15 protein-coding genes are annotated in these 19,889 nt (G+C 70.4%); 7 read left to right on the forward strand and 8 right to left on the reverse strand.

Features of this window, described 5'->3' with window-relative positions; all coding sequences use genetic code 11:
• Positions 1-40 precede the first annotated feature (40 nt).
• From IE231_RS07720 to ligA, 3 genes are read right to left on the reverse strand one after another with little or no spacing between them, the layout of a single operon-like run.
• A complete protein-coding gene (locus IE231_RS07720; protein WP_189693368.1) occupies positions 41-538 on the reverse strand; it encodes a GNAT family N-acetyltransferase in 498 nt (165 codons plus the stop codon).
• Positions 535-1,425, reverse strand: a complete 891-nt coding sequence (locus IE231_RS07725) for an inositol monophosphatase family protein (RefSeq protein WP_189693369.1) — start codon at positions 1,423-1,425, stop codon at positions 535-537. Before IE231_RS07725 ends, IE231_RS07720 begins: the two co-directional genes overlap by 4 nt.
• Complete coding sequence (ligA, locus tag IE231_RS07730) at positions 1,422-3,914, reverse strand: NAD-dependent DNA ligase LigA (RefSeq protein WP_189693370.1); 2,493 nt, start codon at positions 3,912-3,914, stop codon at positions 1,422-1,424. Before ligA ends, IE231_RS07725 begins: the two co-directional genes overlap by 4 nt.
• Before the next feature lie 193 nt (positions 3,915-4,107).
• Here ligA and IE231_RS07735 point away from each other — a divergent pair, with 193 nt between their 5' ends.
• Positions 4,108-5,844 carry an HNH endonuclease signature motif containing protein gene (locus IE231_RS07735; RefSeq protein WP_189693371.1) on the forward strand — a complete coding sequence of 579 codons (1,737 nt, stop codon included), beginning with the start codon at positions 4,108-4,110 and terminating at the stop codon, positions 5,842-5,844.
• Positions 5,845-5,987: 143 nt separating this feature from the next.
• Here IE231_RS07735 and IE231_RS07740 read toward each other — a convergent pair whose 3' ends face one another.
• The 5 genes from IE231_RS07740 to IE231_RS07760 form a co-directional block, all read right to left on the reverse strand.
• Positions 5,988-6,749 (reverse strand): PP2C family protein-serine/threonine phosphatase, encoded by a 762-nt coding sequence (locus IE231_RS07740; RefSeq protein WP_229866572.1) that lies wholly within the window; start codon positions 6,747-6,749, stop codon positions 5,988-5,990.
• A gap of 241 nt (positions 6,750-6,990) precedes the next feature.
• Positions 6,991-8,154 (reverse strand): adenylate/guanylate cyclase domain-containing protein, encoded by a 1,164-nt coding sequence (locus IE231_RS07745; RefSeq protein ID WP_189693372.1) that lies wholly within the window; start codon positions 8,152-8,154, stop codon positions 6,991-6,993.
• Positions 8,154-8,744 carry a PH domain-containing protein gene (locus IE231_RS07750; RefSeq protein WP_189693373.1) on the reverse strand — a complete coding sequence of 197 codons (591 nt, stop codon included), beginning with the start codon at positions 8,742-8,744 and terminating at the stop codon, positions 8,154-8,156. The genes IE231_RS07745 and IE231_RS07750 overlap by 1 nt, the downstream gene beginning before the upstream one ends.
• On the reverse strand, positions 8,737-9,642 hold the full coding sequence (locus IE231_RS07755) for a biotin--[acetyl-CoA-carboxylase] ligase (RefSeq protein WP_189693374.1): 906 nt from the start codon (positions 9,640-9,642) through the stop codon (positions 8,737-8,739). The genes IE231_RS07750 and IE231_RS07755 overlap by 8 nt, the downstream gene beginning before the upstream one ends.
• Positions 9,643-9,808: 166 nt before the next feature.
• Positions 9,809-10,666, reverse strand: a complete 858-nt coding sequence (locus IE231_RS07760) for an SDR family oxidoreductase (RefSeq protein WP_189693375.1) — start codon at positions 10,664-10,666, stop codon at positions 9,809-9,811.
• A gap of 246 nt (positions 10,667-10,912) precedes the next feature.
• On the opposite strand from IE231_RS07760, the gene IE231_RS07765 reads away from it, so the two are divergent.
• From IE231_RS07765 to IE231_RS07790, 6 genes are all read left to right on the forward strand, one after another.
• Positions 10,913-12,496, forward strand: a complete 1,584-nt coding sequence (locus IE231_RS07765) for an acyl-CoA carboxylase subunit beta (RefSeq protein ID WP_189693376.1) — start codon at positions 10,913-10,915, stop codon at positions 12,494-12,496.
• A complete protein-coding gene (locus IE231_RS07770) occupies positions 12,493-12,765 on the forward strand; it encodes an acyl-CoA carboxylase epsilon subunit (protein WP_229866573.1) in 273 nt (90 codons plus the stop codon). The genes IE231_RS07765 and IE231_RS07770 overlap by 4 nt, the downstream gene beginning before the upstream one ends.
• Positions 12,766-12,878: 113 nt before the next feature.
• Positions 12,879-14,615: a DUF885 domain-containing protein gene (locus IE231_RS07775; RefSeq protein WP_229866574.1), complete on the forward strand. Its 1,737-nt coding sequence runs from the start codon at positions 12,879-12,881 to the stop codon at positions 14,613-14,615.
• Positions 14,616-14,780: 165 nt separating this feature from the next.
• On the forward strand, positions 14,781-16,229 hold the full coding sequence (locus IE231_RS07780; RefSeq protein ID WP_189693377.1) for a dicarboxylate/amino acid:cation symporter: 1,449 nt from the start codon (positions 14,781-14,783) through the stop codon (positions 16,227-16,229).
• A gap of 268 nt (positions 16,230-16,497) precedes the next feature.
• Positions 16,498-17,139: a TetR/AcrR family transcriptional regulator gene (locus IE231_RS07785; RefSeq protein WP_189693378.1), complete on the forward strand. Its 642-nt coding sequence runs from the start codon at positions 16,498-16,500 to the stop codon at positions 17,137-17,139.
• Positions 17,140-17,220: 81 nt separating this feature from the next.
• Positions 17,221-19,839: an MMPL family transporter gene (locus IE231_RS07790; protein ID WP_189693379.1), complete on the forward strand. Its 2,619-nt coding sequence runs from the start codon at positions 17,221-17,223 to the stop codon at positions 19,837-19,839.
• Positions 19,840-19,889: the final 50 nt, after the last annotated feature.

Below are 19,889 nucleotides of genomic sequence, written 5' to 3' on the forward strand. Positions count from 1 at the left end.
GTTCGCACTCAAGTCTAGTCGCGGGCCGGAAGCGGGCGGCTCAGAGCCGCTTGACGTACACCGGCAGCATGATGTCGGTCTCGGGCACGGGCCAGTCGCGCTCGGGAGCGCGCTCGTATCCGAGCCGCGGGTAGAGCGCGTTGGGCGCCTCCCAGCCCTCCCCCGTCGTGAGCACGACGGCGCTCGCGCCCGCCCGCTGGGCCCTCGCCTCGACCTCGCGCACCAGCGCGGTCCCCGCCCCGGACCGCTGCACGGCGGGGTCCACCACGAGGAGGCGGAACTCGAACTCTCCTTCGCGCGCGATCTGGTCGAAGCCGTCGCCGTGCGCCATGACCGTCACAGATCCAACGACGCGCCCGTCCCGCTCGGCGACGAGGACCGTGCCCCTTGCGGCGCGGTAGGCCACGTCCGCGATGTGCTGCATGTAGGGGTGTTCGGCACTCTCGAAGTAGCCGGGCCCGAGGTAGGCCGCCTCCGCGATCCGGGCGATCTCGGGATAATCCGCCGGGCTCGCTTCGCGGACACTGAGGCCGGTCACTCGACGGGGAACCTTCCCGAGAACTCGATCGCGCCGGCGCAGGTCCAGGCCGCGAGTCGCTCGTCGTCGCTGGGGCCGCCGAGGAGAGGACTCGTGAGGAGGGGGCGGCGCACCCAGCACCCGGCTTCCTCGGCGATGAGGGCACCGGCGGCGAAGTCATGCTCGTTGAGGCCCCGCTCGCCGTAGGCGTCGTGCGTGCCGTCGGCCACGAGGCACAGGTCCAGGGCGGCAGACCCGAGCCTGCGCATGTCCCCGAAGCCGGCCATGAGGCCCGGCAGGAACTCCGCCTGCTCGGCCCGCACCGCTGGATCATAGCTGAAGCCCGTGGCCACGAGGGCCGAGCCCACTGCCGCACGTCCGGGGGTCGGACCCTCGAGTTGGCGCGGCCAGGTCTCGAGGCCGCCCTCACCGCCAGCCGCGCGTGGCATGTCGAGGCGCCACGCCCCTCCCCCGCGCACCGCCCAGTACTCGCGGCCTAGGGCCGGCGCGTTGACAGCGCCAGCCAGCCACACGCCGTCGGCGTCCGCCACTGCCACGCTCGTCGCGTAGTACACGATGTCGCGGATGAAGTTGGTCGTCCCATCGAGAGGATCGATGGACCAGCGGAAGCCGCTCGGCTCCGCGACCCGCGCCGTGCCCTGCTCCTCGCCCGTCACGGTGTCGTGAGGGCGTCTGGCGGCAAGGACGGCGCGGACGGCCTTCTCGGCGGCGAGATCGAACTCGGTCACCCAATCGCTGCCCGAGCTCTTGGTCTCTGCACCGCCGTCGGCCCGCGACAGCACGCCGGGGTCGCGGTTCCCCAGGACCGCTGCACCGGCGGCAGCGGCGCGGCGGGCCGACTCGAGGAGGCTGTCGAGGAAGTCGGCCGTGTACTCGGTGGGGGTCATTCGGCGTCTCCTTCAGCTTCTGCCTCTGCCTCTGCCTCTGCCTCTGCCTCACCGATCTCCGCGGCGAGCTCGCCGCGCGAGGGGGCGCCAGCACCGGCGTCGTGCGTCGACGCAGCTTCGCCCGGCTCAACGGCCGTCGGGGCGGCTTCGCCTGGCTCAACGGCCGGAGGCGGCCCCTCCTCCAACAGCTTCCGGAAGCCGTCCTCGTCGAGGACCGGGACCCCGAGCTGCTCGGCCTTGTCCAGCTTCGAACCGGCGCTCTCGCCGGCCACCACGTAGTCCGTCTTCTTCGAGACGCTCCCCGAGGCCTTCCCGCCGCGGAGAATGATCGCTTCCTTGGCCTCGTCGCGGCTGAAGCCCTCGAGGCTGCCGGTCACCACGATCGTCAGGCCCTCGAGTGTCCGCTCCACCGAGGCGTGCTGCTCGTCCTCCATCTTCACGCCCGCGGCCGCCCAGCGGTCCACGATGTCGCGGTGCCAGTCCTCCGCGAACCACTCGATGAACGCATCGGCAATGATGGGGCCCACACCGTCCACCTCGGCGAGCTGCTCGCGTGCGTCCTCGGCGTCCAGCACCTTGCGGAGGGCAGCCATGGAGCCGTAACGGGTCGCGAGTGCGCGCGAGGCCGTCGGCCCGACATGCCGGATGGACAGGGCCACGAGCACCCGCCACAGCGGCTGGGTCTTGGCCTTCTCGAGCTCAGCGAAGAGCTTCTCAGTCGAGGCGGTCGGAACCGACGGCTTCTTGGCCGTCGGCTTGGTCCAGAAGTACGGCACAAGCTCCCACGTGCCGGTGCCGACCCCCTTGGACCGCTTCTCCCGCCAGACCATGACGTCAGCGAGCGCGTCACGCAGCGCGGAGTGGGGCCAATCGGCGGCAAGCTCGAATATACGAGCCTCGCCGTCCAATACGCCCGGCCCGGAGGGCTGCGGGCGGCCCCCAATCGTTGCGGGGTCTGGGCCAGGGCCCGAGGTCAGCGCGATCGCGGCCTCCCAGCCGAGCGCCTCGATGTCGAATGCGCCGCGCCCAGCGAGGTGGAAGACGCGCTCCCGCAGCTGTGACGGGCAGGAGCGGGCGTTGGGGCACCGGATGTCGACCTCGCCCTCCTTGCTGGGTGCGAGCGGAGTCCCGCAGGAGGGGCACACCGTGGGCATGACGAAGTCGCGCACCGGCGGGTCCTGCTGGTCCCGGAGCGCGAGGACCGGCCCCACGATCTCGGGGATGACGTCTCCGGCCTTGCGCAGCACGACGATGTCGCCGATCTTGACGCCTTTGGCCTTGACCACGTCCTGGTTGTGCAGCGTGGCCATCTCCACGGTGGAGCCCGCGACCTTGACCGGCTCCATGACCCCGTACGGCGTGACACGGCCCGTGCGCCCCACATTCACCTGGATGTCCAGGAGCTTGGTGTGGACCTCCTCGGGCGGGTACTTGAAGGCGACCGCCCAACGGGGCACGCGGGAGGTGTGGCCCAGTGCGCGCTGGGTCGCGAAGTCATCGACCTTGACCACGATCCCGTCGATCTCGTGGATGAGGCTGTGCCGCTTCTCGCCGTACGTCCGGATGAAGTCCAGCACCTGCTCGTACGTGTCGAGGACCTCGTAGTAGGGGCTCACCGGCAATCCCCACGCCTTGAGGAGGTCGTACGTCCCGGCCTGGCTCGTCGCGGAGAGTCCCTCCCGCGCGCCGATACCGTGCACGAACATGCTCAGCGGGCGCTTGGCCGTCTCGGCCGGGTCCTTCTGGCGCAGTGAGCCGGCGGCGGCATTGCGGGGGTTGGCGAGCGGCGCCTTCCCGTCCGCAATGAGGGCGTCGTTGAACTCCTTGAAGGCCTGGGTGGGGATGTAGACCTCTCCACGGATCTCGACCTCTTCCGGGTGGCCCTCGCCGGCGAGCCGTGAGGGGATGTCCTTGATGGTGAGGACGTTGTGCGTGACGTCCTCACCCGTACGGCCGTCGCCACGGGTTGCGGCCCGGACGAGCTCACCGTTGCGGTACAGGAGGTTCACGGCAAGGCCGTCGATCTTGAGTTCGGTCAGCCACTTCGCCCGCGGCATTCCCAGGGCGGCGACGCTCGCCTCGGCGCGGCGGATCCACGCCTCCAGCTCGTCGATGGAGAAGACGTCCTCCAGGCTGTACATCCTCGCGAGGTGCTGGACGGGCGCGAAAGCCGCCGTGGCTTCGCCGCCGACCTCCTGCGTGGGCGAGTCGTTCGACACGAGCTCGGGGTGGAGCGCCTCGAATTCCTCGAGCCGGCGGAAGAGCGCATCGTACTCGGCGTCCGAGATGACCGGGGCGTCCTCGTTGTAGTAGAGCGTTCGATGCGTGCGCACCTCGTCCGCGAGGGCGTCGTACTGCTCGCGGAGCGATTCGGACGGAACCACCGCCTCGGCACCCTCCGCGTCGGGGTTCGCCCCCTCCGCATTCGCCTGCGGGGTGCTCGGTTCGGGGGTGCCGGCCGCCTGGGTCTTGGCTGCTTCTGCGCTCACGGTGTCTATCTTGCCGCATGCCTCCGACAGTCCTGGCGCCCATGAGGGAGCGCACCCGGTGGGCCTCCGGCATAGCGGGGAGGCGCACGACGCCGGACACTTGCCCCCGCTCTCCGTCTCGCCGGCGCTGCTTGCTCAAACAAAGGTTCGATACACCTTTCTCAATTCGAAAGTATGTTCTACATTGGGTCTTATGGAGGGCGCAGCGGAGTTCGACGATCAGTGGGCCGATGACGGCCCGCTGCTGGACGCGTCCCACGTGGGCGCCCCCGTCGAGCCTCCGGAGTGGCTGCGTCTCCAGTGGCAGCTCGACGATCAGGCCACCGCGCTCGGCCTCGCCGACGATGAGATGGATGCGGCCCTCGAGAGGGTGTTCCACGAGGAGTGGGCATCCCCGGACGGACGGCCTTACGCCTCCCCCGACGATCTCGAGCCGATGCCACGTGAGATCGTGCTGGCTGAGCTGCGCGAACGTGCGGCCGAGGCGCTCCTTGACCGGCTCGCCGACCTCGAAGGAGAGGAAGCTGCCCGTCTGGCAGAGCGTGCAGCTGTCATCAATGCGCTAGTCGACTCCTCGGCAGGCGCCACCGGGGATCCCTTCCGGACTGCCGACGCCTCTGCCATCGCCGCTTCCGAGATCACCGCACGCCTGAAGGTCTCGGCCCGCACGGCCCGGGGCCTCGTCGCCGAGGCCCTCTCGCTCACCGATCCCGCCGCCGCCCCAGTCCTGGACGCACTGCGCAGCCGGCGCCTGTCCGTGCGGCGCGCGAAAGCCGCACTGGATGCTGCCCTCCCCGTGCCCTCGGAGAAGCTTCCCGCGTTCCTGGCTGCGGCTGTAGACATCGCCGCCCCCGACGATCCCGACCGAACCCCCAGCCCCGCAGCCCTCGCACGCCGCCTGCAGCGCCTTGTCGAAAGCTTCACCGAGGAACCGCTTGCTGCCCGGCGCGCCAAGGCCGCCACCGATCGGCGGGTGGACGTCGATCCCGCCGGAGATGGGATGTGCTGGCTCACCGCGTACCTTCCCCTCGAGACGGGTGCAGCGATCGACACGCGCCTCGACTCCATCGCACGCTCGCTGCAGGGCGCCGACGAGCACCGCAGCCTGGCCCAGCTCCGGACCGACGCCTTCGCCGATCTGCTCTGCGATACGGCCCCATTCAGGGCAGAGTGCGGCACCGGGACGGGATGCAGCACCGGTTCAGACGCCGGCGCCGGTGCAGGACCGAGCGCCATAGCCGAACCCGGCGGGGCACCCCGGGGCATCGCCAGCACTGGCGCACGCGGCCGATCCACTGCTCGCGCCAGGACGGCCGCCGTCGGACCTGCCTCAGGCGTGCGGTGCGAGACGATCCTCCTGCTCCCGGTTGGCACCGCCAACGGCACCAGCGACGCTCCGGCCGAACTCCTCGGCTACGGCCCCCTCGACGCGGTGACTGCCAGAGGGCTGGCAGCCCGCGCCGCCACCTGGTCCCAGCTCGCCGTCGACCCCGCCAGCGGCGCGCCCTTGGCCATCGGACGCGCACGCTACACACCGACGGCCGCCATGCGGCGCTTCCTCGGCGCCCGCGACGCCACGTGCCGCTTCCCCGGCTGCGACAAGCCCGCCGCGAGCAACGAGGCTGACCACACCCAGGAATGGCAGGAGCAGGGCGCGACGGACACGGACAACCTCGCGCTCCTGTGCCGAGAGCACCACCGACTCAAATCCCTCGGATATTGGACAGTCCGGCAGATCGGGATGCCCCAGGAGAAACCTGCCTTGGCAGCCTCGGTGGTCCCCGGCGCCCTCCCCTCGATAAGTCAGGCCGGCACGGACCCCGGCGGCACGGGTGATGCCGACAAGCCACCCGGCACGCTCGAGTGGACCGCACCCTCCGGGCGGAGCTACCTCACATGCCCCTACCGGGAGTCCCTGCCGCCCTTCTGACGATGCAGACGTGCCATGCGCAGCGCCCGCGGTGCTGAGAGCCCGTGCCAGAGCACCGGGGACTCCGGATGTCGGGGACTCCGAGCACCGGGGACTCCGAGCACCGGGGATTCCGAGCGCAGGGGACTCCGAGCGCCGGCGCCCTACGCCGCCTCCGAGTCACGGGCGTCGACCACGATGACCGTGATGTTGTCCCGGCCGCCCGCATCGATCGCAGCAGCGATCAGTGCATCGGCGGCGTCCTGGGGATGTGTTTGGCCCGCGAGGATGCCGAGGATCTCCTCGTCGCGCAGCTCATTCGTGAGCCCGTCGGAGCAGACGAGAAGACGGTCGCCGTCGTCGACCGGAAGCAGCCAGAAGTCAGCCTCGGCGTCCTCGCCCGTACCGAGGGCACGGGTCACCACATGGCGACGCGGGTGGAACAGCGCCTCTTCGGGCGTGATCTCCCCCGCGTCGACGAGCTCGCGCACCTCGGAGTGGTCCACGGTGATCTGGGTGAGCTGCCCGGCGGCGGACAGGCGATAGGTGCGGGAGTCTCCCACGTTCGCCACAAGCCAGTACGGCACTGAGGCGATGTCGATGAGCACGGCGCCAGAGAGGGTCGTGCCGGCCCGCGCGCCCGTGGCCTCGCGGATGCGCCAGTCGGCCTCCTCGAGCACGTGCTGGAGGTCCTGCGCAGTGGCCCGGTGCGTCCCAGGGGCAAGAGCGCGCGAATCGCCGAGCGTCTGCACGCACAGCTGGCTTGCAACCTCTCCGGCCTCGTGGCCCCCCATGCCGTCGGCGACCATGAAGACCGGATCACGGGCGAGTAGCGAGTCCTCGTTCAGCTCCCTCCGCAATCCACGGTCGGTGCCGGAGCCCACCGTGAGCGTGAGCCGCGGCTCAACGTCGTGAGAGTGTGCCACGCTGGCCTCCTTCCGCTCGCAAAGAACGATTCACCATGGTTCGCACATCCCCTCTTGGCCCGCCGGACCATCCTGCCACAGGCGCCCGCGCTGGACGGGAGGCCATCGGGCGCGGCGGCCGCGGCATAGGCGACGAACCGGGCGCGTGGGATGCTGGCGGGCGCGGCGAGGTCGAGGATGCGACACGCCGGGCAGGCGGGATGCCGCCCAGCAGACCACGACGCGCGGGCGCCGCAAACGCTCAGTCGAGGACGATCCCGGGGCCCTCGCCAGGCCGCAGGGCCACAGGATGGATCTCCCCGAACCCGCGCACGTTCTGCGGTTCGCGGGGCTCGAGGACAAAGCGCTCGTCGTTGCTGAGGGCGTTCGCCGTGACATCGTCCACGAGCACCTGGCCCGGATCCGCCAACGCGATGAGCCGGGCCGCGAGGTTCACGGTGGGCCCGTAGATGTCGCCGAGCCGGCTCAGCACCCGACCCCACACCATGGCCACGCGGCATTGGGGAAGGATCTCATCGTGGGCGAACTCCTTCGCCAGTGCGAGGGAGATCTGGGCACCGGCCGTCGGCGTCTCGGCAATGTAGAGGACCTCGTCGCCGATCGTCTTGACGAGGCGTCCGCCGCCCACGGTGATGATCTCGGAGCACCGGTTCTCGAAACGCTGGACCAGCTGGGCGAGGGTCTTCTCGTTCATCCTCCGGGACAGGGACGTGTAGGAGACCAGGTCTGCGAAGCCGACGGCGCGGGCGAGAGGCAGCGGCGCGTCGTCCTCCGTCCCGTCGCGGCCCTCCTCGCTGCGCTCGAGACCCGCCTGGGCACGGACAGCGAGCCGCTGCACGCCCGCGCTGAGCTGGCGCCGCCAGGAGTAGACGAGCATCTCCTCGAGCGGGGCGATGAGCTCCGGGATGCGGTCGATGAGCGCGATGCGCGCCTCGGCGTCCGTCATGCCCTCGTTCGAGACCATGTCCTCCACGAGTGCCTCGACCTGCCACACGACCATCCGGTCGGTCATCTGGCCGATGGCACGGGTCACGGAGATCGCGGCGTCCTCGGTGAGCACGCCCTCGCGCACGAGCTTCGGCACCACCTTGAGGTGCTCGAGGTCGGTGCGGGTGAACGCCAGGTCGTCGTCCGTGAAATTCGGCATGCCGAGGGCACGCCAGAGCTTCCGAGCGGAGTAAAGGGAGAGCCCGACGCCGGAGGCCACCTCGCGTCGCTTGAGCGTCCGTTCGCCGCCGAGGAGGAGCGCCTCGAGCTCCTTCGAATTCACCTTGCGTGGCCCGGCGGTCGGCCCCGAGGAGGGGCGAACGTCGTCGGCCACAGGGACCGGGGCTTCGTCGTCGACGGAGAACGCCTCGGGAGTCAGGGCGTCGTCGATCTGGGCCTCGTCCGTCGAACCGTCCATCAGTCCTCCCTCAGTTCCCACGGCAGCGACTCGTCGCTGGAATCGGTGATCTCGTCGCCGGGAGCCGGCCACGACACGTCCTCGGGCAGCTCCTCGATGGCCTCGAGGATGAACTGGCTGAAGCGGCGCGCCTCCGGCACGTCGGTGAGCGTAAGCTGCGCCGACTGGCCCGAAGTCAAGGTTATCGTCCCGGACCTGAGCATCCCCTGCATGAACCCCTGATGCAGGTTGACGTCCCGGACGAGCGAGAGTGGCATGGCGCGATCGCGGCGCACGATGCCGCGCTCGCGGCGCATGATCCTCCGACTGGTCAGGACATACGTCACGGAGCGCCAGGCGACGAGCTCGCGCAGGCAGTAGCCGAGCAGGATCCACAGGCCCAGAAGAGCGGGGACGAGTGCGAGCCACAGGCGCGAACCGGGCGGAAGCCACGGGAAGGTCTGCTCGAGGTGTCCGCGCGAGAGCCATCCGGCGGCGAATGCACCCGCGCCGCACACGACGACAAGCACCACCGCGGGCAGCACGAGCATCCGCTCGTGCCGGTGCGTGGCGACGATGAGCTGTTCCCCCGGGGTGAGGATCTTACGCATAGCCGCCGTCGGCCGGGCGCAGGTGGACCACATCCCCCGCCGCGACCGAGTGGCGCGAACCGTCCTCTTCGACGACCCGGAGCGCCCCATGGGCGTCGAGGCCGGTGGCCCGCCCCACGAGGGTCTGCCCGCCCGGCAGCTCCACGCGCACGCGCTTGCCGAGCGTGATGGTCGCGTCCTCCACCTCGCCCCACAGCCCACGGCCGCCGGCGAGCGGAGCGTCGGGGTCGCCGTCGGCCGCGCAGAACTCGCGGTACCGGCGCCCGAATGCGGCCAGATACGCCGCAAGGAGGTCCTCGCGGCGAACGCGTCGCCCCGCGGCCACGAGGACGCTCGTGGCCGTCGTGACAGGAAGCTCGTCCTCGGTCTGGCCCACGTTGATACCGGTTCCGAGCACGACGGCGGGCGGCGCGCCGTGCGCTCCCGGCGCGAGCTGGGCAAGGATGCCCGAGATCTTCTTCCCGTCCACCACCACGTCATTGGGCCACTTGACGCTCGCCTCCAGCCCCGCGCAGACTGCGAGCGCCTCGCGGAGCGCGAGGGCGGCCAGCGGCGAGAACCACGAGTAGCTCTGGGTAGGCAGCGGCCGGCCGTCGCGGTTGCGCGGCCGCAGCAGGAAGGAGACCGCGATGGATGTGCCGAAGGGCGACTCCCAGTGGCGGTGCAGGCGCCCCCGCCCGGCACTCTGGTGGCTCGTGGCAAGGACGGAAAGGTCGCCCCAGCTGTCCGCGTCGGCCTCGGCGAGGCGCAGGAGCTCGGCGTTGGTCGAGCCGATGTCGTCGATGACTTCGAGCCGCGAGAGGCCGGCCTCGCGCGCGAGCTCCGGCCCCAGGAGCGTCCGGTCGAGGGGGGCGCGGGTGTCCCCGCCGGTGGCCTCGGGCTGCGCGTGATCATCCATGCGTGAATCCTACCGATCTGGGGGCGCCCAGCCCGGGACCGCTGGCCGCGGCCCGGGACCCAGTCGCGCGGCCGGGGACTGCCAGTCGCGCGGCCCGGGAGGCCAGTCGCGCGGCCCGGGACGCCAGTCAGGAGACTCGGTGGCCGTCAGAGCGAGCTGCCAGCCGTCACAGGAAGATGTCCGGCACGAGGCGGTCCTCGGGGGCTCCGAGGCTGTACGGAGTGAAGTCGGTGACGCCGGCCGCCCGCAGGACCTGCTCGTCGGTGAAGAAGTTGCCGGTCGTGGCACGTGGATCGCTCGTGAGGATGGCGTGGGCGGCGTCCGCGACGATCTGCGGCGAGCGGCCCGCCGAGGCGAGGGTGTCGCCGTCGGGCATCGCGCGGATCGCGGCGGTGTCGATGAGGGTGGCGGGCCAGAGCGAGTTGACTGCGATCCCGGCGGCGCGCAGCTCCTCTGCGAGGCCCAGCGTGGTGAGGCTCATCCCATATTTGGCGATGGTGTAGGCGAGGTGGCGGCCCGCCCACTTCGGCTCGAGGTTCAGGGGCGGGGAGAGCGTGAGGATGTGCGCGCCGCCGGTCCGGGCCGCGTCCCGCAGGGCGGGGAGGGACAGCTTGGAGAGCAGGAAGGTGCCGCGGACGTTGATGTCCTGCATGAGGTCGTAGCGCTTCATGTCCACGGCTTCGGTGGCGGAGAGGTCGATCGCGGAGGCGTTGTTGACCACGGCGTCGATGTCTCCGAAGCGCTCGAGCGTCTCCTCGACCGCGCGGGCCACATCCTCGTCGCTGCGCACGTCGCCGACGATCGGGAGCGCGTGGCCACCCGCAGCCTGGATCTCCTCGGCGGCCGTGTAGACGGTGCCGGCGAGTTTCGCGTGCGGCTGGGCCGTCTTGGCCAGAAGGGCCACGTTGGCGCCGTCCGCCGCCGCACGCTTGGCGATCGCGAGGCCGATGCCGCGGCTGCCGCCGCTCATGAGGATGGTTCGCCCGGAGAGGGACGCGGCAGTCCCGGGTGTGATGCTCGTCATGGGGACAGTGTACGGGACAATGTTACCAACGAGTAACATTCGGCACACAGCCCTGGCGCAGAGCCCACCCGCCACCGTCGTGCGGCGCACGCGACCCGTCCGCGAGAAATTGTAGGGTTCCTACACACGCCATGCACAGGAGCCTCACTAGACTGTGGTGACGTGCCTGCCGAGCGTGCGGGACGCACTGTGCGAAACCTACGAAAGCCACCACGAGTGCGCATGGACCGACGAGCTGGAGTGAGCGTGACCCACGACCTGACCACCACCGCAGGCAAGATCGCGGACTTCCGCGACCGGCGGGCGGCCTCGCTCGCACCCTCGGGGCAGGAGGCGATCGAGAAGCAGCACGCGCGCGGCAAGGGCACGGCCCGGGAGCGCATCGACATGCTCCTGGACGAGGGCAGCTTTGTGGAGCTCGACAGCCTCCGGGTCCATCACTCCACGGCATTCGGCATGGGGAAGAAGAAGCCCCTCGGCGACGGGCTCGTCTCGGGCTACGGCACGGTGGACGGGCGCCCCGTCGCCGTGTACAGCCAGGACTTCACCGTCTACGGCGGCTCCCTGAGCCAGGTCAACGGCGAGAAGATCGTGAAGGTCCAGGAGTTCGCCCTCCGCAACGGCTTCCCCGTGGTCGGCATCCTCGACGGCGGAGGTGCCCGCATCCAGGAGGGCGTCGCCTCGCTGGCGATGTTCGCGGACATCTTCCGGAACAACGTGGCCGCCTCGGGCGTGGTCCCCCAGATCTCGGTGATCATGGGCCCCTCCGCGGGCGGCGCGGCCTACTCGCCCGCGCTCACCGACTACATCGTCATGGTGGACAAGACGAGCCACATGTTCATCACGGGGCCAGACGTCATCAAGACGGTCACCGGCGAAGAGGTGGACATGGAGACGCTCGGCGGCGCGCGCCAGCACAACGCCACCACCGGCACCGCCACCTACCTCGCCTCGGACGAGGCGGACGCCCTCGACTTCGTGCGCGAGCTCCTCGACTTCCTGCCCTCGAACAACCTCGTGGAGGCACCCGTCCTCGAGTCCGACCAGGAGCTCGAGGAGACGGACGAGGACGGCACGCTGGACGGCCTCGTGCCCGACTCCGCGTCCCAGGGCTACGACATGCGCACCGTGATCGAGGGGATCGTCGACGACGGCAACTTCCTCGAGATGCAGTCCCTCTACGCGCCCAACGTGATCATCGGATACGGGCGCATGGAGGGGCACACCGTCGGGATCGTGGCGAACCAGCCCATCCAGTTCGCCGGCACCCTGGACATCTCGGCCTCGGAGAAGGCGGCCCGGTTCGTGCGGCACTGCGACGCGTTCAACATCCCGATCATCACCCTCGTGGACGTCCCCGGCTTCCTTCCCGGCAAGGACCAGGAGTTCCAGGGCATCATCCGCCGCGGTGCCAAGCTGCTCTACGCGTACGCCGAGGCCACCGTGCCGAAGCTGACCGTCATCTGCCGGAAGGCCTACGGCGGGGCGTACATCGTCATGGGGTCCAAGAAGCTCGGAGCGGACCTTAACTTTGCGTGGCCCACCGCGCAGATCGGCGTCATGGGCGCGCAGGGTGCCGTGAACATCCTGTACCGGCGGGAGCTGGCCGCGGTCATCGCCGAAGGCGGGGACGTCGACGCCAAGCGCGCCGAGCTCGTCCAGAACTACGAGGAGGAGCTCCTCAACCCGTACCAGGCCGCGGAGCTCGGGTACGTCGACGCCGTCATCGCCCCCTCCGAGACCCGCGTCCAGCTGCTCCGCGGCCTGCGCGCCCTGCGCGATAAGCACGCGTCCATGCCCGCCAAGAAGCACGGGAACATCCCGCTGTGAGCACCGAGCAGCAGGCGCGGCAGATGCACACCGAGCAGCACGCGGGCGTCGAGGGTGCGCACGACGGCGGGGCCGCGCCGGTGCTGTTCTCCGTCACCAAGGGCAATCCGACGCCGGAGGAGATCGCCGCGCTCACCGCGGTCCTCGCGGCCGCGGCCTCCGCCCCCTCCCAGGGAGCGCCCGACGCCGCGCCGACGCGGCGCGACCGCATCCGCCGCGCCACGCTGCGGCCGAGGCACATGATGGCCCAACGCCGCGGGAGGCTCTGAGACCCGGGCCCCGAGCCCTCAGCGCTCGTGTCATTGGGGATGACCTCGGGTCATCGGGACGGCAATGTGCACCGGTTCTTTCACGTGTCGGTGAGCCGCGCTAGGCTCGTCACGTGACGCAGAACACTGACGAGACCATCTCCAGCCCCTCCTCCGCACGGAAGCCCAGCGCGGTGGACGGCATCGCCAACGAGTTCACCGCCAGGCTCCTCGAACTCGAACCGGCCCTCGCGACCGAGCTCGGCTACCCCGGGCATGAGACCGAGTACCCGGACTACTCCCCCGCCGGCATCGACGCGCGCGTCGCGCTGGTCCGGGAGACCCTCGCCGCGCTCGGCTCGGCCACGCCAGCCGACGAGGTCGATGAGGTCACCGTCGACGCGATGCGCGAGCGGCTCGGCCTCGAGGTGGAGCGCCATGAGAGCGGCTGGGTCGCCGCAGACCTGAACAACATCGACTCCCCCGCGCAGCACATCCGCGCCACGTTCGACCTCATGCCCACCGACACGGCCGAGCAGTGGTCGCGCATCGCGGGCCGCGCCTCCAACGTGCCCGCTGCGGTCGAGGGCTACATCACGGCCCTCCGCTCGGGTGCGGCGGACGGCAAGGTCGCCGCGGCCAGGCAGGTGCACGCGGTGATCGCCCAGTGCCGGAAGTACGGCCAAGAGGGCACGGGCTTCTTCGCCCAGCTCGCTGCAGGCGCCAGGCTGGGCACCGCGCACGACGGCGACGCGCAGCTGCCGCCCGACGTCGCCGCCGCGCTCGCGGAAGGCACGCGCGCGGCGTCGTCCGCCTACCTGAGGCTCGCGGACTTCCTGGAGGACGAGCTGCTCCCCCAGGCTCCCGAGAAGGACGCCGTGGGCCGCGAGCGGTACGCCCTTGCCTCCCGCCGATTCCTCGGCGCCACCGTGGATCTCGAGGAGACCTACGCGTGGGGCGTGGCGGAGCTTGACCGCATCATCGCCGAGCAGGAGGCCGTAGCCGAGCGGATCAAGCCAGGGGCCACGATCGCGGAGGCCAAGGCGCTCCTCAACGCCGACCCGGCCCGGCAGCTCCACGGAACCGACGCCCTCAAGGCGTGGATGCAGGGCCTCTCCGACCGCGCCGTGGCCGGCCTGGCCGGGACGCACTTCGAGATCGCCGAGCCCATGCGCAGGCTCGAGTGCATGATCGCACCGACGCAGGACGGTGGCATCTACTACACCGCGCCGTCGGACGACTTCTCCCGGCCCGGACGCATGTGGTGGTCCGTGCCCGAAGGCGAGGATACGTTCACCACCTGGGCCGAGACCAGCACCGTGTACCACGAGGGGGTCCCGGGCCACCACCTGCAGTGCGCCACCGCCGTCTACCGCCGGGAGCTGCTGAACGACTGGCGCCGCAACATCTGCTGGGTCTCCGGCCACGGCGAGGGGTGGGCCCTCTACGCAGAGCGCCTCATGGACGAGCTCGGCTACCTCTCCGACCTCGGCGACCGCATGGGCATGCTGGACGGCCAGCGCATGCGCGCCGCGCGCGTGGTGTTCGACATCGGAGTGCACCTCGAGCTCGAGGTGCCGGAGCGCTGGGGCACCGGCACCTGGACGCCCGAGAAGGGGCGCGAATTCCTCGCCAAGAACCTGGACATCTCCGAAGGGCAGCTCGACTTCGAGTTCCACCGCTACCTCGGCTGGCCGGGCCAGGCGCCGTCATACAAGGTGGGCCAGCGGCTGTGGGAGCAGATCCGCGGCGAGCTCAAGGCCAAGGCGGAGGCCGAGGGCAAAGAGTTCGATCTCAAGGCCTTCCACACGCGCGCCCTCAACCTCGGATCGGTCGGCTTGGACACGCTGCGTCGGGCCCTGGCGGGTTGATCGGGTGGAGTGACATATCCCACTGACGCGGCCGGAATAGCGTAACAGAAGACGTGTGACGGCGCGGTTTTCCGGGCAACGGCTCCGGTCCGCGCCGTCACACTCTGCGTCACACTGCGAAACATAGGCTTCGTGTGCTAGAAATCTCCGCCCTACGGTAGTCCGGTGAGCACCTCCAGCAGCCCCCAGCGCACCGAGCGCCGTCTCCCGAAGTGGGTCACCTCGTTCGGACCCCAGATCATCGCCGCCCTCATCGTGGGCCTTGCCCTCGGCCTCCTCGCGAAGTACACGGGCAGCACCAAGACCAGCCCCAACGGCCTCGGCGCGACCCTCGCGACGATCGGCAGCAGCTACGTGAGCCTGCTGCAGACCGCCGTCGTGCCCCTCATCTTCACCGCCGTGGTCAGCTCGATCGCGAACCTCCGCCAGGTCTCCAACGCGGCCAAGCTCGCGTGGAACACGCTCCTGTGGTTCGCGATCACGGCCTTCATCGCCGTCATGATCGGGATCGGCCTCGGCGTGTTCCTGCAGCCGGGCGCCAACACGGGCATCACCCAGCAGGCCAAGTACTCGGGCAAGACGGGCGACTGGTGGGCCTTCCTCACCGGCCTCTTCCCGAAGAACTTCCTCGGGCTCTCTGCCAGCTCCTCGGTGGCCGACGGCGGGGCGGTCACCACGAGCGTGAGCTTCAACGTCCTGCAGATCCTCGTCATCGCGATCGCAGTGGGCGTCGCCGCGCTGAAGATCGGCGCGAAGGCCGAGCCCTTCCTCACCTTCAACCGCTCGGCCCTGGAGATCATCCAGAAGGTCCTGTGGTGGATCATCCGCCTCGCGCCGCTCGGCACCGTCGGCCTGATCGGCAACGCGGTGGCCGTGTACGGCTGGGACACGATCGGGGCACTCGGCAAGTTCGCCGTCGCCATCTACGCGGGCCTCATCCTGGTGCTGTTCGTGGTGTATCCGATCCTGGTCAAGACCCACGGGCTCTCGATCAAGCAGTACTTCTCCGGCGTCTGGCCGGCGGTCCAGCTCGGGTTCGTCTCCCGCTCCTCGATCGGCACGCTGCCGCTCACGCAGCGCGTCGCCGAGCGCAACCTCGGCGTGCCCTCCGGCTATGCATCATTCGCCGTACCCCTCGGGGCGACCACGAAGATGGACGGCTGCGCCGCGATCTACCCGGCCGTCGCCGCGATCTTCGTGGCCCAGTTCTTCGGCATCAGCCTGGACTTCAGCCAGTACCTGCTGATCGTGCTGGTCTCGGTCCTCGGCTCCGCCGCGACGGCGGGGACCACAGGCGCCGTCGTCATGCTGACCCTCACGCTCTCGACCCTCGGCCTGCCGCTGGCAGGGGTGGGCCTGCTCCTCGCGATTGACCCGATCCTGGACATGGGCCGCACCGCGGTCAACGTGGCCGGCCAGGCCCTCGTCCCGACCATCGTCGCCAAGCGCCAGGGAATGCTCGACCTCGGGCTCTACAACGCACTGCGCCACGGCGACCCATTCAACGACGAGTCGGCGGACGCGAGCGCCACGGGCGAGGGCACCGCGGGTGGGGGCACCGCGGGTGGGGGCACCGCGGACGCGCACGACGGCGAGCTGGCCGCCGCGCACTGACCGTCCACCCGAGCCGCGGGCGCGCCGCTACAGACGCTCTCTCGGGCTGACTCCACAACGCCGCCCCGGGGGCGTGCCTCCTTCACCTCGGAAGGACGGCGCTGCCCTGGGGCGGCGTTCCGTCTCGGGACAGCGTGGTCTGGCCTTCCACGGGCGAAGGTCCCTGTTCAGGGGCGCCGCAATGCACCCTCGGCCCGCATCACGCGGTTCCCCCACACCGCCGGCTATCAAGTTGCACTCAATGCAAACTTGCACGTAGTGTAAGTGAGTGACCACCGAGACACCCTCCCGACGCGAACAGAACAAGGCCGCGACGCGGGAGTCGATCATCGCCGCCGGGCTCGCGCTCGCCGCCGAGCGGGGCCTCGGCGGGTTCACGGCCGAGGAACTGGCGGAGGCCGCCGGGGTCTCGCGCCGGACGTTCTTCAACTACTTCGGCAGCGTGGACGAGGCCATCGCCGCGCCCACGTTCGGCTTCCTCGACACGGCTCTCGGCAAGCTCACCGACCGGCCCGCGGACGAGCCGCTCCTCGACTCCGCACTCCACGTGCTGACCGGCCTCGCCGACAACGACCTCATCGCGCCCATGGCCCAGTCCTTCCTCCTGGCCGTCGGCCACGACCCCGTGACCCGCTACCAGCTGCAGGCCTTCGACGAATGCGGCGAGAAGATCGCCACCGCGATCCTCGCCCGCGAGCCACGCCTCAGCCCCCTCTACGTCGAGGCCCTCTCGGCGAGCGTCATCGCGTGCGGGAAGGCCGCCCTCGAGGTGTGGCTCGCCGAGCGCGGCGGCGACCTCACGCCGTCGTCCCTCAGCAGGCTCCGGGAGCTGCTCCGCGAGGCGATCACCCACCTCCGGGCTGGCTTCGCCGCCCCCGGACCGCCCGGAGCTCCGACCCGACGAAGCTGACACCCCACACCGCTGCCCGACTTCCCCCGGCTCCCCACACATTCCAGTACTCCGTCCCCTCCTCCCCAGAGAGAGATCGCCATGGCTTCGCTCCTCTACCGCATCGGCAGGTTCGCCTACGACCGCCGGTGGCTCGTCATCGCCCTGTGGGTCGTCATCATCGCGGCCGTCGGAGGCTCCGCTGCCGCTTTCCACGGCACCACGACCAACACGTTCCAGATCCCCGGCACGGAGACCCAGCGCATGCTGGACAAGCTCAAGGCAGACCTGCCGTCCTCGGCCGGCGGCAACGCTACGCTCATCTTCGAATCCCCCGGTTCGCCATTCACGGACGCGCAGAAGAAGGACCTCAGCGCAGCGCTGGAGAAGATCAAGGGCCTCGACGGCGTCCAGGGCGTCACCGACCCGTTCGCCACACAGGCGCAGCTCGACGGCGCCGCCGCGCAGATCGCTGACGGCCAGAAGCAGCTCGCGGCGGCCCAGGCCCAGCTCGATGCAGGGAAGCCTCAGCTGGACGCGGCGAAGGCGCAGCTCGATGCGTCCAAGGCCCAGCTCGACGCAGGCCAGGCACAGCTCGACGCGCAGAAGCAGGCGCTCGCTGCCCAAGGACTGCCTGCGGCCGCGATCGCCCAGGCCACCGCGTCCGCCCAAGCCCAGCTCGACGCCGGCAGAGCGCAGTACGATGCAGGCAAGGCGAAGTACGACGCCGGCGCCAAGCAGGCCGCCGACGCCGCCGCGACGATCACACAGAAGAAGGCCGATCTGGCCCTCGCGCAGCGCCAGGCCGACGCATCTGCCGGCCTGAGGTTCGTCTCCACCGACAACCGCGCGGCGATCGCGCCGATCCAGTTCACCAAGTCCACGGACAGCCTCCCGGCCTCGCTGCGCACGCAGATCCAGGACATCGCTTCGAGTGTCGACGGGGTCAAGGGGTACGCAAGCAAGGAACTCACCCAGGACATCAACCAGATCTTCGGACCGGCCGAGACCATCGGCGTGGCCGTCGCGGCCCTCGTGCTCATCGTCATGCTGGGCACGTTCGTCGCCGCCGGCCTGCCGCTCATCATGGCCCTCGTGGGTGTGGCCGTCGGCGTCGGAGGCACATTCGCCCTGACGGGCGTGATCGAGATGAGCTCGGTGACCCCGATGCTCGGCCTCATGCTCGGCCTCGCCGTAGGCATCGACTACTCCCTGTTCATCCTCAACCGGCACCGCAACCAGCTGCTGAACGGCATGGATCCCCGCGAATCCGTGGCGCTCGCGATCGGCACGTCCGGCACCGCCGTCGTGTTCGCCGGCCTCACGGTGGTCATCGCACTCGTGGCGCTCGTGGTCCCCGGTCTGCCGTTCCTCGCGGTCATGGGCGTCGCGGCTGCCGCGACCGTTGCGGTGGCGGTGCTCATTGCGATCACGCTCCTGCCCGCCGTCCTGAGCCTTGTCGGACGGCGCCTCGTCTCGAAGCGCCGCTGGGCGAGGGCCGCGCAGCAGAACGCGGCGCCGGGGCACGAGGCGGAGGAGGCCCGCGCGGACCTCGACAAGTCCAACCGCGGCTGGGGCGCGTGGGTCACGCGGCACCCGTGGATCGCGGTCGTCGCCTCCGTGCTCCTGCTCGGCGCGCTCACCATCCCTGCTGCCCAGCTGCGCCTCGCCCTCCCGGACGGCGGCGCCGACCCCGTGGACTCGACGTCGTTCAAGGCCTACGACGCGACGGGCAAGTACTTCGGGGCAGGGATGACCGGGCCCATCGTCGTCGTCGGCGAGATGCCCGCGGGCCTCGATGACACCGCGGCCAAGGTCAAGGAGCTCGACGTCGCCGACCAGCTCCGCACGGTGCGGGGCGTGGTCGCGGCCGTGCCCCTCGCGCTGAGCCCGGACCATCGGACGGCCGTGTTCCGAGTGATCCCGACCGACGGCCCAGCCAGCGCCAGCACGGTGCAGGTGGTCAATGACCTGCGCGCACAGGGCCCGGCGATCCAGTCGCAGACCGGCGTCTCGATCGGCCTCACGGGCCAGACCGCGGCCAACGTGGATGTGACCTCCAAGATCGCAGACGCGCTGCCGGTGTACCTGGCGATCGTGGTGGGACTCTCGTTCCTCCTGCTGCTGCTCGTGTTCCGGTCGCTGCTCGTTCCGGTGCTCGCCACGGCCGGGTTCCTGCTCTCGCTGGGCGCGGCGTTCGGCTCGGTCGTCGCTGTCTACCAGTGGGGCTGGCTCGGTCCGGTCTTCGACATCACGCACCCGGGCCCGATCCTGAGCTTCATGCCCATCCTGCTCATCGGCATCCTGTTCGGCCTCGCAATGGACTACCAGGTGTTCATCACCTCCGGCATCCGGGAGTCGTTCGCCCACGGCCAGGAGGCCCACGTGGCGATCCGGACGGGCTTCCACCACGCGGCGCGGGTCATCACGGCCGCGGCCATCATCATGGTGAGCGTGTTCGCCGGCTTCATCTTCAGCCACCTCACGATGGTCCGTCCGCTCGGGTTCGGGCTCGCGCTCGGGGTGCTGCTGGATGCGTTCGTGGTCCGCATGACCCTCGTGCCCGCCGTCATGCGACTCTTCGGTAGGGCAGCCTGGTGGCTGCCCCGCTGGCTCGACCGCATCCTGCCCGACCTGGACATCGAGGGCGCCAAGCTCGAGCGCACGACGGCGGCTGGCCAGCCCCGCGCGGAGGAGGAAGCGGAGCCGGTGGCAGGCTGAGCGGAGAGGCGGGCCGATCGGCAGGTGGACCGGAGGCCGCGGCTCAGGCC

Source organism: Sinomonas cellulolyticus, from assembly GCF_014656475.1.
GTDB classification, from domain to species: Bacteria; Actinomycetota; Actinomycetes; order Actinomycetales; family Micrococcaceae; genus Sinomonas; species Sinomonas cellulolyticus.

What these genes read in the sequence shown, in the direction of transcription:
- IE231_RS07735 (WP_189693371.1), top strand. Translation starts at nt 4,108, where the DNA reads ATGGAGGGCGCAGCGGAGTTCGACGATCAGTGGGCCGATGACGGCCCG.
- IE231_RS07725 (WP_189693369.1), bottom strand. Translation starts at nt 1,425, where the DNA reads ATGACCCCCACCGAGTACACGGCCGACTTCCTCGACAGCCTCCTCGAG.
- IE231_RS07755 (WP_189693374.1), bottom strand. Translation starts at nt 9,642, where the DNA reads ATGGATGATCACGCGCAGCCCGAGGCCACCGGCGGGGACACCCGCGCC.
- IE231_RS07760 (WP_189693375.1), bottom strand. Translation starts at nt 10,666, where the DNA reads ATGACGAGCATCACACCCGGGACTGCCGCGTCCCTCTCCGGGCGAACC.
- IE231_RS07750 (WP_189693373.1), bottom strand. Translation starts at nt 8,744, where the DNA reads ATGCGTAAGATCCTCACCCCGGGGGAACAGCTCATCGTCGCCACGCAC.
- IE231_RS07790 (WP_189693379.1), top strand. Translation starts at nt 17,221, where the DNA reads ATGGCTTCGCTCCTCTACCGCATCGGCAGGTTCGCCTACGACCGCCGG.
- IE231_RS07745 (WP_189693372.1), bottom strand. Translation starts at nt 8,154, where the DNA reads ATGGACGGTTCGACGGACGAGGCCCAGATCGACGACGCCCTGACTCCC.